General features: G+C 65.7%; 12 protein-coding genes. 8 read left to right on the top strand and 4 right to left on the bottom strand.

What is annotated here, in order from left to right:
• Positions 1-4: 4 nt before the first annotated feature.
• From ISF28_RS28915 to ISF28_RS31120, 6 genes are read left to right on the top strand one after another with little or no spacing between them, the layout of a single operon-like run.
• Positions 5-1,633 (top strand): bifunctional glycosyltransferase/class I SAM-dependent methyltransferase, encoded by a 1,629-nt coding sequence (locus tag ISF28_RS28915; protein WP_198120630.1) that lies wholly within the window; start codon positions 5-7, stop codon positions 1,631-1,633.
• The gene (locus ISF28_RS28920; RefSeq protein WP_198120631.1) at positions 1,630-2,718 is read left to right on the top strand and encodes an SGNH/GDSL hydrolase family protein; all 1,089 of its coding nucleotides are present in this window, start codon (positions 1,630-1,632) and stop codon (positions 2,716-2,718) included. The genes ISF28_RS28915 and ISF28_RS28920 overlap by 4 nt, the downstream gene beginning before the upstream one ends.
• A 13-nt stretch (positions 2,719-2,731) precedes the next feature.
• A complete protein-coding gene (locus tag ISF28_RS28925; RefSeq protein ID WP_198120632.1) occupies positions 2,732-3,610 on the top strand; it encodes a glycosyltransferase family 2 protein in 879 nt (292 codons plus the stop codon).
• Positions 3,611-3,615: 5 nt separating this feature from the next.
• The gene (locus tag ISF28_RS28930; RefSeq protein ID WP_198120633.1) at positions 3,616-4,050 is read left to right on the top strand and encodes a sugar 3,4-ketoisomerase; all 435 of its coding nucleotides are present in this window, start codon (positions 3,616-3,618) and stop codon (positions 4,048-4,050) included.
• A complete protein-coding gene (locus tag ISF28_RS28935; protein ID WP_198120634.1) occupies positions 4,047-5,156 on the top strand; it encodes a DegT/DnrJ/EryC1/StrS family aminotransferase in 1,110 nt (369 codons plus the stop codon). The genes ISF28_RS28930 and ISF28_RS28935 overlap by 4 nt, the downstream gene beginning before the upstream one ends.
• A gap of 9 nt (positions 5,157-5,165) precedes the next feature.
• Positions 5,166-5,642 (top strand): acyltransferase, encoded by a 477-nt coding sequence (locus tag ISF28_RS31120; protein ID WP_198120635.1) that lies wholly within the window; start codon positions 5,166-5,168, stop codon positions 5,640-5,642.
• Positions 5,643-5,660: 18 nt separating this feature from the next.
• Here the strand turns inward: ISF28_RS31120 and ISF28_RS28945 are convergent, their stop codons facing one another.
• Entirely contained in the window at positions 5,661-7,076 is a 1,416-nt protein-coding gene (locus tag ISF28_RS28945) for a family 43 glycosylhydrolase (RefSeq protein WP_198120636.1), read from the bottom strand.
• A gap of 362 nt (positions 7,077-7,438) precedes the next feature.
• On the opposite strand from ISF28_RS28945, the gene rfbF reads away from it, so the two are divergent.
• Positions 7,439-8,212: a glucose-1-phosphate cytidylyltransferase gene (gene rfbF / locus ISF28_RS28950; RefSeq protein ID WP_198120637.1), complete on the top strand. Its 774-nt coding sequence runs from the start codon at positions 7,439-7,441 to the stop codon at positions 8,210-8,212.
• An 88-nt stretch (positions 8,213-8,300) separates the two neighbouring features.
• Entirely contained in the window at positions 8,301-9,239 is a 939-nt protein-coding gene (locus ISF28_RS28955) for a glycosyltransferase family 2 protein (RefSeq protein WP_198120638.1), read from the top strand.
• 40 nt (positions 9,240-9,279) lie between these two features.
• Here ISF28_RS28955 and ISF28_RS28960 read toward each other — a convergent pair whose 3' ends face one another.
• The 3 genes from ISF28_RS28960 to ISF28_RS28970 all read right to left on the bottom strand — a co-directional run.
• Positions 9,280-10,611 carry an HlyD family type I secretion periplasmic adaptor subunit gene (locus ISF28_RS28960; RefSeq protein ID WP_370663517.1) on the bottom strand — a complete coding sequence of 444 codons (1,332 nt, stop codon included), beginning with the start codon at positions 10,609-10,611 and terminating at the stop codon, positions 9,280-9,282.
• A complete protein-coding gene (locus ISF28_RS28965; protein ID WP_229519449.1) occupies positions 10,608-12,716 on the bottom strand; it encodes a peptidase domain-containing ABC transporter in 2,109 nt (702 codons plus the stop codon). The genes ISF28_RS28960 and ISF28_RS28965 overlap by 4 nt, the downstream gene beginning before the upstream one ends.
• Before the next feature lie 221 nt (positions 12,717-12,937).
• Positions 12,938-17,366, bottom strand: a 4,429-nt coding sequence (locus ISF28_RS28970) for a beta strand repeat-containing protein (protein WP_370663518.1), incomplete at its 5' end; no start/stop codon positions are given.

Here is a 17,366-nt window from a genome sequence, read left to right on the forward strand (position 1 = left end):
GCGAATGGCTGATTCCGTTCCCACTTCGCCGGCCGCATCGCATCCCGAGCAGGCCGGCACCTTGCCGATCGAAGCGCTGTTCAATGCGGCCGGCGCCGCGATCAAGGCCGGCCGCCAGGATGAGGCGATCCGTCTCTACACCACGTGGCTGGAACGATCCGACTCGCCGCTGCGCTATGCGGCACGCTTCAACCTGGCGGTCAGCCTGGCCGCCGTCGGCGACAGCGCCGGAGCGGAACGGCAATACCGTCTCGCCCTCGACGAGCATCCCGACTTCGCCCCGGCGCGTCAGAACCTGGCCCTGCTGCTGGAGCAATCCGGCCGGCCGGAGGAAGCGCAGGCGCTGCGCATGGCTCCAGACGTCGAACGCATTCCCATCGTCACCGTCTCGTACAATTCGCCGGACCTGATCGCGGCGCTGCTGGCGAGCATCCGCCGCTTCTATCCGAACCCGGTCTACGTGATCGACGGCTCGCGGCCCGAGGTTGCCGCGCAGATCCGCCCCGTGGCCGAGCAGTACGCGGACGTGACATTCATCCCGTTCGGCTACAACATCCACCACGGCCCCGGGATGACCTGGGCGATCCGCAATCTCGACCTGCACGGACCGGTACTGTTCCTGGATTCCGACGTCGAAGTGCTGCGCCGCGGCTTCCTCGAATCGCTGCGCGAGGCGCTGGCGCCGGGCCTGTACGGCGTCGGCAGCCTCATGTACGTGAACACGCTGGGACAGCCGGTCGAGCAGGACGGCTACCTCTACCTGCATCCCGCCTGCATGCTGTGCGACGTCGACGTCATGCGCCAGTGGCCGTTGCCGATCAAGCATGGCGCGCCGATGATGCCATCGATGGTGGCCATGCACGAAGCGGGGCGCCCAGACCTGATCCGCAACGTGCCGTGGGTCCAGAACGATTTCGGCAGCAACCCCGACCGCATCTTCATCCGCCATGACTGGCAAGGCACCGTGATCCGCACGGGCGGCTACCACTACGTGACGCCGGCGCCGCCGCAGCCGATCGACGAGCAGTTGCTGGCGCTCGTGCCCGCGACGGCCGTGAAGGTCGTCGAAGCCGGCTGTGGCGACGGCACGTTCGCCAAGGCCTACAAGGCCCGCAATCCGCTGTGCGACTATACGGGCATCGAGCCCGACCCCGCGCTGGCGGACGCTGCCCGGCCACACTGCGACTTCGTGTTCAACGAACCGCTGGAAGCCGACGGACCGCAGCGCCTGGTCGCCACCGCCGGCGCCGACTGCTGGATCGTGCGCGACATGCTCGGCCGGCTGCGCGACCCGGCGGCATGGCTGGCGCAGGTGCGCGCACGCATGGCGCCCGGCGCCACCCTCGTGCTGTCCGAGCCGAACGCCCAGTACTGGCGCAACCAGGTGCATTTGAACCGGGGCGTGCCGGCCGCCGCCGGGGTCCACCCGTTCACTCGCACGACGCTGCTGCAATTGTTGCGGCAGGCCGGCTTCACCGTGACGGGCGGCAGCGCCCGCATAGCCGACGAGCCGGAACGCGAACGCTACCTGCCGGCGCTGCGCGCGCTGGCGGCAACGCACGGCGGCGACCCGGAACCGCTGGTGCGCGACGCATTGCCGCATCACTATCTGATCGTGGCGGGCGCGGCATGAACATCCTTGTCGTCGGCGGTTCGAACTCGCTGCTCAAGAACGGTTACGTGCAACACCTCGAGCAGGCGCTCGCCGCGCGCATGCCGGTCACCGTCCGCCAGTTGTCCGTCGGCGCCACCAGCTCGCTGGCGGCGATCGGCCGCCTGTTCGAGACCGCCGGGAACATGGAGGTCGACGTGATCCTGTACGAGTATTCGATCAACGACGCCGGCCATTTCGCCTGGCGTCCGGACGGCGGTGCCTCCTGGCTGCTATGCCTTCACCTCCTGATCAAGGCGGCGGCGCAGCTCTATCCGAACGCCGTTTTCGTGCCGCTGGTGTTCGCGATGCAGCGCTTCGCGTCCCCTGCCGTGCGCGATCCCTTCTACGACTTCCAGGTCGAATGGTTCGCCAGGCTCGGGCTGTCGACCATCGACGTGCGGCGCTGGCTGGCCGACCTGTTCCTCGATCATCCTCCCGCGTGGCTGTACGGCGACGAAGCCCATTACGCGACGCCGCAGGCGACGGCGCTGATCGGCTGCGAGATCGCGCGTCGGCTGCTCGTCGCGCGCACGCAGGACGCGCCCTTGTCCGCCATCTGGGAGCGCCTGCAGACGATTTCACCCCATGGCTCGCTGGAAATGGCCTACGTGCCGGCCGCCGGTCTCGCGCAATTCGTTTCCGGCCCCGCCGAATTGATGCTCGACGGCAACAGACTGATGCAGTTGACCTTCCTGCGCATGCGCGAGGGCAGCACGCTGGCACTGCGCACCGAGATGTTTCCGCTGGCGCTATACCTCAAATCCGACGCACAACACGACAGCGTGCGCCTGTCGCTCGAGAGCGCCGGCGTGTCCGGCACCGTCACCACCGGCACGCGCCATGTCGCCACGGACGCGCTGCGTTTCGTTTGCTGTAACGTGCCGGTGCCGCTACTGTTCGGCCACCAGCTCGCGGTGTCCTTCGGCACGACGGCCTTCGAGATCGCCATGACCCCGGGTACGGCCGCACCGGTCGCCAACTTCGACTGCTTCGGCATGGGCATCCCGGCACCCGACCGGCATTTCGACCTGTGCGGTATATTATTCGTCGCGCGCGCGGCCTAACCTTCCCGCTACCATGTTCCTGCCCAAAGTCAGTATCGTCATTCCTTCATACAAGCCGGAGTACTTCGAGCAATGCCTGCGCTCGGCCATCGGCCAGACGTACCCGAACACCGAGATCCTCGTCAGCGACAACTGCAGGACGGAGGCCATCCGCGATATCTGCGCGCGCTTCCCCGGCGTGATCTACCAGCGCAACAGCGCCATCCGCGAAGCCAACGTGCTGGCCGCGTTCTATTCCGGCAAGGGCGAGCTGATCAAGCCGCTGTTCGACGACGACATCCTGCACCCGTTCTGCATCGAGCGCATGGTCGCCGCGCTGCAGGACCGTCCTGACGTCGAACTCGTGTTCTCCGCCAGCCAGGTGATCGACGCCGCCAACCGCCGCATCGAGACGCGCCGCCCGTACGAGGCGAGCGGCAGCATGAGCGGGCGCGACCTGCAGCGCGACATGACGCTCGGCATGCGCAACTTCGTCGGCGAATTCACCACGATCCTGTTCCGGCGCGACACGCTGTGGAACATCGGACCGAAGGCGCTGTTCGCCGTCGGCCCGCACGACTGCACGCATGGCCTGGCCGACGTGGCCGCGTACATCAACCTGGCCGCCGGCGGCGCCGCGTTCTACGTCGACGAGGAACTGAGCTACTTCCGGCGCGATCCGGCGCTGCAGTCGAACTCGAACCCGAACGCGAACCCGAACTTCGGCTACTGCTTCTCCGACTACATCGACCTCCTGCCGGCCGGCCACGCGACGGGCGTCATCACGGCGGACGAACTGCGCGCGACGCGCGCCCAGGTGCACGGCGTGTTCGAATCGCTGCGCGGCGTGTTCGCCCAGATCCCGCCCGCCTACGAGCGCTACCTGGCCTATCTCGACACCTTGAAGGATTGATTACCATGGCCATGATGGACCAGTGCCGCATCATCGACCTGCCCAAGCACCACGACCCGCGCGGCAACCTGTCGGTGGTCGAAGGCGGCATCCACATCCCGTTCGACATCGAGCGCGTGTACTACCTGTACGACGTGCCCGGCGGTTCGGCGCGCGCCGGCCACGGCCACGTCGAGCTGCAGCAGCTGATGATCGCGATGTCCGGCAGCTTCGACGTCATCGTCGACGACGGCTACGAACGCAAGAAATTCCACCTGAACCGCTCGTACTACGGCCTCTACATCCCGAAGATGATGTGGCGCGAAGTGGAAAACTTTTCCTCGGGCGGCGTGTGCCTCGTGATGGCGTCGACCAAGTTCGACAAGGCAGACTACTACTACGACTACGACGAGTTCGCCGCAATGGTGCGCCGTCACGATTCCCGGAAAGCCAATCCATGAGCATCCCCTTCCTCGACCTGAAGGCCATCAACCTCACCCATGCCGACGGCCTGCAGGCCGCGTTCGCGCGCGTGCTCGAATCCGGCTGGTACATCCTCGGCAAGGAAGTCGAACAGTTCGAACAGCGCTTCGCCGCGTACTGCGAAGCGCGCCACGGCATCGGCGTGGCGAACGGCCTCGACGCCATCATGCTGGCCCTCAAGGGCTATGGCATCCAGGCGGGCGACGAGGTGATCGTCCCGTCGAACACCTTCATCGCCACGTGGCTCGCCGTGAGCCAGTGCGGCGCCACGCCGGTCCCGGTCGAACCGGTCGAAGCGACCTTCAACCTCGATCCGGCCCGCGTGGAAGCCGCCATCACGACCAGGACGCGCGCGATCGTCGCCGTGCACCTGTACGGCCAGCCGGCCGACATGGCCCCGCTGCGCGCGCTGGCGGACAAGCACGGCCTGAAGCTGATCGAGGACGCGGCCCAGGCGCACGGCGCGCGTTACAAAGGCCGGCGAGTGGGCAGCCTCGGCCACGCGGCCGCGTTCAGCTTTTATCCGGGCAAGAACCTGGGCGCCCTGGGCGACGGCGGCGGCATCGTCACCGACGACGACGCGCTCGACGCCCTGGTCCGCACCTACCGCAACTACGGCTCGCAAAAGAAATACCACAACCTCGTGCAGGGCTTCAATTCGCGCCTGGACGAATTGCAGGCCGCGTTCCTGAGCGTGAAGCTGGCGACGCTGGACGCCGACAATGCCGCGCGCCGCGCCGTCGCCGCGCAATACGACCGCCTGCTGGCCGGCGTCGACGGCCTGGGCCTGCCGCACGTGCCCGAGTGGGCCGAGCCGGTATGGCATTTGTACGTCGTGCGCCACGCCCGGCGCGATGCGCTGGCGGCCAGGCTGGCGGACGCCGGCATCGGCACGATCGTCCACTATCCGGTGGCCCCGCACCTGCAACAGGCATACGCGGAACTGGGCTACAAGGAAGGCGACTTCCCCATCGCCGAGGCGATCCATCGCGAGGTGCTGAGCCTGCCGATGGGCCCGGGCATGACGGCGGAGCAGGTGGAACAGGTGGCGGCCGCCGTGCGCGCGGCCTGCGCCGCGTTGTAAGGAGCGACCATGGCGAAAATCCATCCGCTGGCCGACGTGCAGTCGGCGACGATCGGCCCGACCACCACCGTGTGGCAGTTCTGCGTCGTCCTGAAAGGCGCGCAGATCGGCGACAACTGCAACATCAACGCGCACTGCCTGGTCGAGAACGACGTCGTCATCGGCGACAACGTCACGGTCAAGTGCGGGGTCTATCTGTGGGACGGCCTGCGCGTGGGCGACAACGTGTTCATCGGTCCGAACGCCACGTTCACGAACGACCGCTATCCGCGTTCCAAGCAGTATCCCGACAGTTTTCCGCAGACCGTCATCGGGCACCACGCGTCGATCGGCGCCGGCGCCGTGATCGTGCCGGGCGTGACGATCGGCCACCACGCCATGGTCGGGGCGGGCGCCGTCGTCACGCGCGACGTGCCGCCGCATACGCTCGTCGTGGGCAACCCGGCGCGGGTGGTGCGCCGGCTGGAGGAAGACGGCGCGGCATGAACGCCGCGCCGCCGCGCATCATTGCGGGCCCATCGCCCACATCTGGTTGTTGCCGCCGTTCGACGTGTACTGGATGATCTGCGCGTTGTCGGCCGTGCTCTTGGCCTTCACGTCGAGCACCATGCCGGACAGGCGGTTCTTCACGGTGAAGTAGCCGGAGCCCGCGCTCGTGAAGCTCCATTGCTGGCCGTTGCCGGCCCAGTAACCCCACTGGTCGATGTTCGTGCCGGCCGTCGTCGAGTTCTGGTAGTCGTCCATGCTGAGCAGGCTGTTGGCGTTGATGATGCTGTAGTAGCCGTCGCCGTGGCCGATCACGTACCACTTCTGGTTCTGGGCCCCCGAATACGTCAGCTGCTGCACCAGCGCGCCGTTCGTCGTCGAGGCGCCGGCCACCGTGATCGCCTTGCCGCTGAGGGCGGACGTGAAGACGTACGGGTCGTCGCTGATGCCGCCGCAACTGTTGATGCTGGTGAAATTGCGGGTCAGGACCGGCCAGTCGTTGGCGTCGTAGGTCATCAGCATCAGCTGCAGCTTGGCGTTGCCGTCGTTCGTATCCACGTAGTGGGTCGAGACGTAGTTGCAGCCGTCCTTCTTGAGCACGGCCACGTGGCCGGGGCCCTTGTGGTTCGGTGCCGCGCTGTCGATGTTCGGCATCACCGTGTTCGTACCGTTGTACACGTTGCCGCCCGCGTAGGGCCCCGTCACGCTGGTCGAGCGATAGACTTCGATGTAGTAGGTCGTGTTCGACAGCGGATTCGTGCAGCAGGCGCCGCGGTTGACGAACAGGTAGTAATAACCCTTGTTGCGGGTGATGTAGGCACCTTCCATATCGAGGCCGTTGCCGCCGATCAGGTGGGTGACGTTCGTCGCCAGCTTGCCCGTGCTCTGGTTGATCTCGGCCACGCCGATGCCGTTGAAGAACGAGCCATAGGTCATGTAGACCTTGCCGTCATGATCCCGGAACACGGCCGGGTCGATCGCATTGATGACGTTCGCGCCGGCACCGCCGGCCGATTGCACGACGATGCCCAGGTCCGTCCAGGCCGGGTTCTTCAGCGACGGCGACCGCGCGACGCCGATGGCGGAGTTGGCATTGCCGAAGGTATCCGTCACCGAGTAGTAGAGGTAGTAATACCCGTTCATCTTGATCACGTCCGGCGCCCAGAACGAACCCTTGGTCCAGTTGGGAAAATTACTCGTGATCCAGGACGGATAGTTGGTGGACGAAAACACGGTGCCGGTCGTCGTGCCCCAGTTGACGAGGTCCGTCGACGTCGAATACCAGATGCCGTTGGTGCCGGTCGTGAAATGGAAATAGGTGTCGTGGTCTTTGACGAGGGTGCCGGGGTCGTGCGAATTCTGCAGGCCCTGCAAGTCCAGCGCCGACGCCGAACAGGTTATGAAGAAGGCCGCGATGGCAAACAACAGTTTCATGGAGAGCTCCTCTACGCTTTCTTTTTGATGCCGGCCGGAAGGACGACATATGCATGCTAACGACAAGACTCACGGAAAAACCGCCGGCCGTCGATGAAATTTTCGACACGGACAATACCGATCGGCGTATCACTCGACGCCTCGATAGAGGGAACACTGCTGTTTGGGACGTCGCCTGCACCATTCGGCGAATTGTTGCGCCGATTCTTGCATTACCCACGCACAGCTATGCTCGCCAGAGGGGATGACGTAAAATTCCATGACTGCGTGGACGGTATTTGTCCACCTTTTATTTTCGACATTGACAAAGCCGCCCCGGCAATGACGGAAACCACAACCACGCATTTCATTTATCGGACACCATGAAAGCAGTGATTCTTGCCGGCGGCCTCGGCACCCGGCTCAGCGAAGAAACGATCGTCAAGCCGAAACCCATGGTCGAGATCGGCGGCAAACCGATCCTGTGGCACATCCTGAAGCAATACTCGGCCCACGGGATCAACGAGTTCGTCATTTGCTGCGGGTACAAGGGTTATGTCATCAAGGAATTTTTCGCGAACTATTTCCTGCATATGTCGGACGTGACCTTCGACCTGCAGAACAATGCGATGAAAGTGCACCATGGCTTCGCCGAGCCGTGGAAAGTGACGCTGGTCGATACCGGCGACACGAGCATGACGGGCGGGCGCCTCAAGCGCGTGCGCAGCTTCATCGAGGACGACGAGGCGTTTTGCTTCACTTACGGCGACGGCGTGGCCGACATCGACATCGCGGCCTCGCTTGCCTTTCACAAGCAACACGGCCTGCTCGCCACGATGACGGCCGTGCAGCCGCCGGGCCGCTTCGGCGCCGTCGAATTCGACGGCGAGCGCCTGATGGCATTCCGCGAAAAGCCGCAGGGCGACGGCGCCTGGATCAACGGCGGCTTTTTCGTGCTGTCGCCGAAGGTCCTCGATTACATCGCCGACGACGCCACCGTGTGGGAAAAGGAGCCGATGGAACGCCTGGCCGGCGAAGGCCAGCTGTCGGCCTTCCGTCATACGGGCTTCTGGCAGCCCATGGACACGCTGCGCGACAAGATGCTGCTCGAAGAGCTATGGCAAACGGGCAAGGCGCCCTGGAAAGTCTGGAAATGAATCCGGCGTTCTTGCGCGGCAAGCGCGTTTTCCCGACCGGTCATACCGGATTCAAGGACAGCTGTACCACGAGATGACCGACAAACCGATGACCCATACCGCCCCCGACAGCACCCTGCCGCTGGTAAGCATCCTGCTTCCCACCCATAACCGCCCCGACTACGCCGAACTCGCGCTGCGCAGCGCGCTCGCGCAAACCTACCCGAACGTCGAGGTGGTCGTAAGCGACAACGGCGACGACGAGCGCACGGCCGAGCGCTTCGCCCCCTATGTCGCGCATTATCCGCAATTGCGCTACCTGCGCATCGGCAGTTGCTCGCCGGTAGAGAACTTCCAGCACTGCTACAGCCAGGCACGCGGCGACTACATCAACTTCCTGATGGACGACGACTTGTTCCACCCGAACAAGATCGCGACCATGATGCATGTGATGCAGACCCAGCCCAACGTCGGGCTCGTCACGTCGTGCCGCCATATCATCGACGGCAACGGCAATCCGATCGCCGACGTTCCCGCCTACCTGGGCCGCGCATTCGACACGGACACACGCATCGATGGCCGTTCGCTGGGCATGCATTTGTGCGCGGTCGGGAACATCGTCGGCGAACCGACGACGGCATTGTTCCGCAAGAGCGATGCCGGCCCGCAGTTCGGCATGTACATGGGGAACCGGTACGGCGTCGGCACCGACATGGCCACCTGGCTGACGTTGCTGAGCCGGAAGGACGGCGTGTACCTGAAGGATGCGTACAGTTCGTTCCGTATCCACGCCAGCCAGGACCAGCGCATCACGCGGACCCAGATCATCGGCCAGTTCGAGGGCCTGCAGTTGCTGTGCGACGTGTGGGACCAGCGCTACTTCTTCGAGTCGGCACCGGCCCTGCGCGGCCTGCTCGGCAGCCGCCTGACCGACGTCGCGGCGCTGCTGTCGCGCCTGCCCGCGGAGGTGCTGCGCGAGGCGGTGGACATGGAGCGCGCCGTCGCGCTGATCCGGCGCGCCACCGTGTTGATGCTGCAGCTGGAATAAGCCTGCGCTGCAGCCACCGAGGCCGCCGGATCGGCGGCGATCACGGCTCGCGGATCGCTTCGTCCAGCCCCTTGGTCAGCGGCCACAGCAGATAGGACAGCACGGTACGCTTGCCGACCACGATCTCGGCGGTCAGGGTCATGCCCGGCAACAGGCGCGCGTGAGGATCCATGTTCTTGAGCGTGTCCTTGCCGAGATCGAGCCGGCTGATGTAATAGGCGCTGGTGCCGGTGTCCGGATTCGGCGTGTCGCGCTTGAACGCGTCCTCGGACAGGGTGCGGACCTTGGCCTCCAGCGTGCCATGCTTCTGGAACGGAAACGCGTCGAGCTTGACGTGCGCCACGTCGCCCGTCTTCACGTGACCCACGTCGAGCGAATCGATCTGCACCTCGGCATCGAGCGCGGTGCCCAGCGGCACGAGCGTGAACATTTTCTCGGCGGCCTGCGCGACGGAACCCTGCGACAGCGGGGCGATGTCCTGCACCATGGCGTCGGCCGGCGCCGTCAGCACGACCTTGTCCTTACGTAGCGTACCTTTCTTGATCTGCTCCGCCGTCGCGTCGCGGTCGCGCGTGAGGTTCAGCATGTCTTCCATGATCTTCTGGCGCCAGCCGTTCACGAACGCCTGCTTCTCCGCCTCCAGGCCGGCCAGCTCGCGCCGGATCTCCGGTTCCTGGTTCTTGGCCAGCGTGTAGTCGCGCTCCACTTCCATGCGCTTGTTGCGCGCGTCCAGCAGGTTGACCTTGGCGCCGAATTTCTGGTCGACGAGGCGCTCCTGCATGGTCTCCACTTCGCGCAGCGACTTGGTGCGGTCGCCCAGCACCTGCTGGTCGCGCAGATTCGTTTCCAGCGCGGCGCGGGTCTTGGCGATGTTCTCGGACAGGCGCATGAGCTGGGCGGCGAAGTTGGCGCGGCGTTCTTCCGTCAACTTGTCCTGCAACTGGGTGTCGGCCGTCACCTTGCCCGCTTCCACCGGCGGCGCCTTGCCGGCCAGTTCGGCCGCCAGGCGCTTGATCTGGGTATCCAGGCTGTCGTACTTGAGGCGCAGCTGGGCCTGGTCGGCGTCGGCATCGGTCGGGTCCAGCGTGGCGAGGCGCTCGCCCTTCTTGACGACCTGGCCGACGCGCACGTCGATCGAGCGGATGATCGACGTTTCGATCGGCTGCACGACGATGTTCGACAACGGCGTCGTCAGCCGGCCCTGGGCCTTCACCACCTCGTCGATTTCGGCGAAGCTGGCCCAGCCGAGAAAGCACACGAGCATCGCCGCCAGCGCGTGGACGGTGATGCGGGCATACGGCGGCAGCGGCCGGCGCTCGATCTCGTCGGCGTCCGGCAGGAACTCGATGTCGGTCGGATCGAGCGCGGTCACAGATGACTTGTTTGCTGGTTCCATAATTGAATGTAAGTCGAGCAGCGTGTCAGGAGTTCTTCATGGCGCCCCGCGTCCATCAGCTGGCCGCGCTGCATGACCAGGATGGAGTCGGCATTGACGAGCGTCGACAGGCGGTGCGACACCATGATCACGGTGCGGCCGACGGCGATGCGCGACAGGTTGTTGATGAAGATCGCTTCGCTTTCCGGGTCGAGCGCGCTGGCCGCTTCGTCCAGCACGAGGATGCGCGGCTTGGCCAGCAGCGCACGCGCGATCGACAGGCGCTGCTTCTGGCCGCCGGACAGGTTCGAGGCGTTCTCTTCCAGCATCGTGTCGTAGCCCTGCGGCATGCGCTCGATGAATTCGTCGGCGCCGGCGGCACGGGCCGCCTCGACGATGTCCTCGAAGCTGGCCTCGGGTATCGTCGCGGCGATGTTCTCGCGCACGGTGCCGTGGAACAGGAAGTTTTCCTGCAGGACGACGCCGACCTGGCGGCGCAGGTGCGGCAAGTCGATCTCGCGGGCGTCGTAGCCGTCGAAGCGGACGATGCCTTCCTGGATCTTGTACAGGCCGTGGATGACCTTCGTGATCGTCGTCTTGCCCGAGCCGCTGCGGCCCACGATGCCGATCACGCTGCCTTCCTTGATCTCGAAGGTGGCGCGGTCGAGCGCGTTGTTCTGCGCGCCCGGGTAGCGGAACACGACGTTGTCGAACGTGATGTTGCCGCGCAGCTCGGGGCGCAGGCCGCCGCTGCGGCCTTCCGGCGCGCGGTTCATGACCTCGCCCAGCATGCGGATGGACAGCGCCGTTTCCTGGTATTCGTTGACGAGGCCCACGAGCGCGATCAACGGCCCGCTGACGCGGCCGGACAGCATCTGGAAGGCGATCAGGGCGCCGACGGACAAGGTCTGGTCGAAGACGTCCTGGGCGCCGATCACGATGATCACGATGGGCAGCAGCTTGCCCAGGAAGTCGGTGACGGCGTTGCCCGTGATGGAAATCTGGCCCACGCGGAAATGCTGGTTCAGCGCGTGCGCCGAGCGCTGGTCCCAGCTGCGGCGCTGCATCGGCTCGATGGCCAGCGCCTTGACCGTCCGCATGCCGTGGATCGTTTCCACCATCAGTGCCTGGCGCATGCCTTCGGCCGTATATAAATCGTTCAGGCGGCGCTGGAAGGTGGGCACGAGGACGGCGACGATGCCGCTGATCAGGAAGGTGAACAGGAGCACGATCATCGCCAGCTTGACGGAATAGCTGAACAGGATTGGCAGCAGGATGAACAGCGCCGTCAGGTCGAGCGCCGTGAAGAACATGCGGCCGGTGAGGAAGCCGCGGATCTTTTCCATCTGCTGCATATGGCGCACGACCACGCCCGCGGACGTGGTCTCGAAATAATCGATGGGCAGCGACAGCAGGTGCGCGAACGTCCGCCTGGTCAGGCGGATGTCGATCTTGTTGGTGGCCCACAAGGTCAGGATCTGGCGCATGAAGCCGAACGTGGATTCGAACAGCAGCGCGATGCCGATGCCGGCCGCCAGCACCCACAACGTGGACACGCTGTGGTGCACGAGCACCTTGTCGATGACGAGCTGGAAGAACATCGGCGATGCGAGGCCGAGCACGTTCATCGCCATCGCGGCGATGGCGATGTCGCGGAACGCGGCCTTCTGCTGCAGGATCTCGGGAATGAACCAGCGCAGGCCGAAGGGCTGGTGCGCGTCGGTCAGCCTGGACGTGCGCTTGAGGAACAGGACTTCGCCCGACCACAGGGCCGAGAATGCGGCCGGATCGAGCATCTTGACCGCGCCCAGGTCGCCCAGCGGATCGAGCACGGCGAGCACGCCGCCATCGTCGACGCGCGCACCGACGACGATCATGCTGTTGCCGTCCTTCATGCGCGCGAGCAGCGGGAACACGCCCTTCTGCCCCAGCAGCTTGTCGAGCGTCAGCTGGCGCAGCTTGGCCTTGAGGCCAATGCTCGACGCCATCCCCAGCAGCATCGGCGACGACGGCTCCTCGGCGCTCAACGCATAGTCGTGGATCAGGCGCTCCGGGTTCACTTGCAGGCCGTGATGCTGCGCGATGGCAGTCAGGCATTGCAAAGTTGTATGAGGAAATTTTTCGGCCATTAGGGAACTAATAGAAGCGAAGTGCGGCAGACCGAGAGATTACCCTGTTGTTGGTCAGAATTGTTGCTGAACAGCACTGTGTTACACCCCTTATTCTTCGTTTGTCTCAAATTGGACGCAAAAAAAGGCAAGACCGATAACGGTCTTGCCTTTTTCGATATCACCAGGGCCGGCGCGAACCGGCCCGTGGCGCATTACTTACGACCGCCGGTGGTCAGGAAGCCGGAGTCCTGCGGCGTCGTCACCGACTTGGCCAGCGATTCGGCCGTCGACGTCATCGCCGCATTCGTACCCGCCACCTTGTTGCCGTTGGCGTCGAACTGCTTCATCACGTCGACCATCGTGCCGACCGAGGCCAGCAGGCCGGTCTGCGCGCCGCCCGCCAGGTTCGGCAGGGTCAAGCCTCCGGTTGCCGCGCCGGCGTCGGCGGCGGTGAAGGCCGTCATCGCCTGGACCATGCTGCCCACCTTGCTGCTCAGCGTGGTCGCCGCGGCTTGCGCTGCCGACTTGTCGGTCGTGAACCACACGTCGCCCGTGGCGGCCGTGGAGCCGTCGGTCTTCGTGAAGGTCGACTGCATGCCGATCCAGTTGCCGGCATCCTTGGCCGAGGTCTTGTCGCCGTTGACGTTGATGCTTGCGATGTCCAGCGACGCCAGGCTCTTCAGCTCGCCCGACTGGCTGACGCCGTCGCCGTTCGCATCCACCCACACCTTCAGCTGGTCGTACGCGGCGTCCTTCGCATCGATCACACCGTCGCCGTTCGCATCCAGCTGGGCCAGTGCTTCGTAGCCGTTGGATGCGGTCTGGCCGTTCGCCAGCTTCGTCGCCGTACCGAACAGTTCGGCACCGCTGTCGATCGTGCCGTTGCCGTTGCGATCCAGCGCCAGCAGGCCGTCGGTCGCGTCCACCCAGCCCGTCGTGACCTTGCTGCCGGTCGCGAACAGGTCGAACTGCACGCCCTGGGCGATGCTCTTCGTGTGGACGCCGTCGCCGTTCAGATCCAGCACGATCGGGCTGCCGATCTTGAGCTGTGCGGTCTGGGCCGTCGACAGCGCGCCCACCTGGTCCGACGTCAGCGCCATCACCTGGCCCGTCGTCAGCGCGGCGACCTGGTCCGTGGTCAGTGCGACGATCTGGTTCGTCGTCAGCACCATGACCTGCGTCGTCTTGAGGGCCGCGATATCCGTGGTGACGATCGCCGCGACCTGGTTCGTCGTCAGCGCCGCCACCTGGCTGGTCGACAGCGCCACGGTCTGGGCCGTGGACAGCGCAACGATCTGGCTGGTCGTCAGGCCGTTGGCGAGCTGGCTCGTCGACAGCGCGGCGACCTGGGCCGTCGTCAGCACGGCGAACTGCGACGTGGACAGACCCGCCGAGATCTGCGCCGTCGTCAGCGCCTGGATCTGGCTCGACTTCAGCGCGACGAGATCGCGGGTTTCCAGCGCGGCGACCTGGTTCGTCGTCAGCGCGCCGACCTGGTTCGTCGTCAACGCAGCAACCTGGGCCGTCGTCAGCGCAACGACCTGGTTCGTCGTCAGCGCGCCGACGTCGTTCGTCGACAGCGCGGCGATCTGGTTCGTCTTGAGCACGGCGAGGTCGGCCGTTTCGAGCGCAGCCACTTGCGACGTGCTCAGCGCGCCGATCTGGCTGGTCGTCAGCGCGGCGGCCTGGGCCGTCTTCAGGGCGACGATCTGGTCCGTCGTCAGGCCATTCGCCACCTGCGAGGTCGTCAGCGCGGCGACCTGGGCCGTCGTCAGCGCGGCGAACTGCGCCGTGGACAGGCCCGCCGAGATCTGTGCCGTCGTCAACGCCTGGATCTGGCCCGACTTCAGGGCGACGAGATCGCGGGTTTCCAGCGCGGCGACCTGGTTCGTCGACAGCGCGCCGACCTGGTTCGTCGTCAACGCAGCAACCTGGGCCGTCGTCAGCGCAACGACCTGGTTCGTCGTCAGCGCGCCGACGTCGTTCGTCGACAGTGCGCCGATCTGGTTGGTCTTGAGCGCGGCAAGGTCGGCCGTTTCGAGCGCAGCCACTTGCGACGTGCTCAGCGCGCCGATCTGGTTCGTCGACAGCGCGGCGGCCTGGGCCGTCGTCAAGGCGACGATCTGGTTCGTCGTCAGGCCATTCGCCACCTGCGACGTCGTCAGCGCGGCGACCTGGGCCGTCGTCATCGCTGCGAACTGCGCCGTGGACAGACCCGCCGAGATCTGCGCCGTCGTCAACGCCTGGATCTGGCCCGACTTCAGCGCAGCGAGATCGCGAGTTTCCAGCGCGGCGACCTGGTTCGTCGACAGCGCACCGACCTGGTTCGTCGACATCGTCGCAACCTGGAGCGTCGTCAGCGCGACGATCTGGTTGGTCGACAGCACGCCGATCTGGTTCGTCGACAGCGCGTTGATCTGGCTCGTCTTGAGCGCGGCCAGATCGGCCGTTTCGATCGCGGCCACTTGCGACGTGCCGAGCGCGCCGATCTGGTTCGTCGTCAGCGCGGTGGCCTGGACCGTCGTCAAGGCGACGACCTGGTTCGTCGTCAGGCCATTCGCCACCTGCGAGGTCGTCAGCGCGGCGATCTGGGCCGTCGTCAGCGCGGCGAACTGCGCCGTGGACAGGCCCGCCGAGATCTGTGCCGTCGTCAACGCCTGGATCTGGCCCGACTTCAGCGCGGCGAGATCGCGGGTTTCCAGCGCGCCGACCTGGTTCGTCGTCAGCGCGCCGACCTGGTTCGTCGTCAACGCAGCAACCTGGGCCGTCGTCAGCGCAACGACCTGGTTCGTCGTCAGCGCGCCGACGTCGTTCGTCGACAGTGCGCCGATCTGGTTGGTCTTGAGCGCGGCAAGGTCGGCCGTTTCGATCGCGGACACTTGCGACGTACCCAGCGCGCCGATCTGGTTCGTCGACAGCGCGGCGGCCTGGGCCGTCGTCAAGGCGATGATCTGGTTCGTCGTCAGGCCGTTCGCCACTTGCGAGGTCGTCAGCGCGCCGATCTGGGCGGTCGTCAGCGCAGCGAACTGCGCCGTGGACAGACCCGCCGAGATCTGTGCCGTCGTCAGGGCCTGGATCTGGCCCGACTTCAGCGCGGCGAGATCGCGGGTTTCCAGCGCGCCGACCTGGTTCGTCGACAGCGCGCCGATCTGGTTCGTTGACAGTGCCGCGGCCTGGGCCGTCGTCAGCGCAACGACCTGGTTCGTCGACAGGGCGCCGACGTCGTTCGTCGACAAAGCGGCGATCTGGTTCGTCTTGAGTGCTGCCAGGTCGGCCGTTGCGATTGCGCCGATCTGGTTCGTCGACAGTGCACCGATCTGGCTCGTCGACAGTGCGCCGATCTGGGCCGTGGTCAGCGCGCCGATCTGGTTCGTCGTCAGGCCGTTGGCGACCTGGTTCGTCGACAGGGCGGCGATCTGGGCCGTCGTCATCGCGGCGAACTGCGACGTGGACAGGCCCGCCGAGATCTGTGCCGTCGTCAACGCCTGGATCTGGTTCGACTTCAGCGCGGCGACGTCGCGGGTTTGCAAGGCGCCGACCTGGTCGGTCGACAGCGCACCGATCTGGTTCGTCGACAGTGCGGCAGTCTGGGCCGTGGTCAGCGCGCCGATCTGGTTCGTCGTCAGGCCGTTGGCGACCTGGTTCGTGCTCAGTGCGGCGATCTGGGCCGTCGTCATCGCAGCCATCTGCGCGGTGGTCAAGCCGGACGAAATCTGGGCCGTCGTCAGCGCCTGGATCTGGTTCGACTTCAGGGCGGCGAAGTCACGGGTTTCCAGCGCGGCGACCTGGTTGGTCGACAGTGCGCCGATCTGGTTCGTCGACAGTGCCGCGGCCTGGGCCGTGGTCAGCGCGACGACCTGGTTCGTCGTCAGCGCGCCGACGTCGTCCGTCGACAGCGCGGCGATCTGGTTCGTCTTCAGCGCGGCCAGGTCGGCCGTCGAGATTGCGCCGATCTGGTTGGTCGACAGTGCGCCGAGCTGACTCGTCGACAGTGCGCCGATCTGGGCCGTGGTCAGCGCGCCGATCTGGTTCGTCGTCAGGCCGTTGGCGACCTGATTCGTCGACAGGGCGGCGATCTGGGCCGTCGTCATCGCAGCCATCTGCGCGGTGGTCAGACCCGCCGAGATCTGGGCCGTCGTCAGCGCCTGGATCTGGTTCGACTTCAGGGCGGCGAAGTCACGGGTTTCCAGCGCGCCGATCTGGTTGGTCGACAGTGCGCCGATCTGGTTCGTCGACAGTGCCGCGGTCTGGGCCGTGGTCAGCGCGACGACCTGGTTCGTCGTCAGCGCGCCGACGTCGTTCGTCGACAGCGCGGCGATCTGGTTCGTCTTCAGCGCGGCCAGGTCGGCCGTCGAGATTGCGCCGATCTGGTTGGTCGACAGTGCGCCGAGCTGACTCGTCGACAGTGCGCCGATCTGGGCCGTGGTCAGCGCACCGATCTGGTTCGTCGTCAGGCCGTTGGCGACCTGGTTCGTCGACAGGGCGGCGATCTGGGCCGTCGTCATCGCAGCCATCTGGGCCGTCGTCAAGCCGGACGAGATCTGGGCCGTGGTCAGCGCCTGGATCTGGTTCGACTTCAGGGCGGCGAAGTCACGGGTTTCCAGCGCGGCGACCTGGTTGGTCGACAGTGCGCCGATCTGG

This window comes from Massilia rhizosphaerae, from assembly GCF_016093545.1.
GTDB lineage: Bacteria > Pseudomonadota > Gammaproteobacteria > Burkholderiales > Burkholderiaceae_D > Telluria > Telluria rhizosphaerae.

Excerpts from the sequence above, each read along its gene's own strand:
- ISF28_RS28915 (WP_198120630.1), top strand. The coding sequence starts at position 5 with ATGGCTGATTCCGTTCCCACTTCGCCGGCCGCATCGCATCCCGAGCAG.
- rfbF (WP_198120637.1), top strand. The coding sequence starts at position 7,439 with ATGAAAGCAGTGATTCTTGCCGGCGGCCTCGGCACCCGGCTCAGCGAA.
- ISF28_RS28925 (WP_198120632.1), top strand. The coding sequence starts at position 2,732 with ATGTTCCTGCCCAAAGTCAGTATCGTCATTCCTTCATACAAGCCGGAG.
- ISF28_RS28920 (WP_198120631.1), top strand. The coding sequence starts at position 1,630 with ATGAACATCCTTGTCGTCGGCGGTTCGAACTCGCTGCTCAAGAACGGT.
- ISF28_RS28945 (WP_198120636.1), bottom strand. The coding sequence starts at position 7,076 with ATGAAACTGTTGTTTGCCATCGCGGCCTTCTTCATAACCTGTTCGGCG.
- ISF28_RS28930 (WP_198120633.1), top strand. The coding sequence starts at position 3,616 with ATGGCCATGATGGACCAGTGCCGCATCATCGACCTGCCCAAGCACCAC.
- ISF28_RS31120 (WP_198120635.1), top strand. The coding sequence starts at position 5,166 with ATGGCGAAAATCCATCCGCTGGCCGACGTGCAGTCGGCGACGATCGGC.
- ISF28_RS28955 (WP_198120638.1), top strand. The coding sequence starts at position 8,301 with ATGACCCATACCGCCCCCGACAGCACCCTGCCGCTGGTAAGCATCCTG.
- ISF28_RS28935 (WP_198120634.1), top strand. The coding sequence starts at position 4,047 with ATGAGCATCCCCTTCCTCGACCTGAAGGCCATCAACCTCACCCATGCC.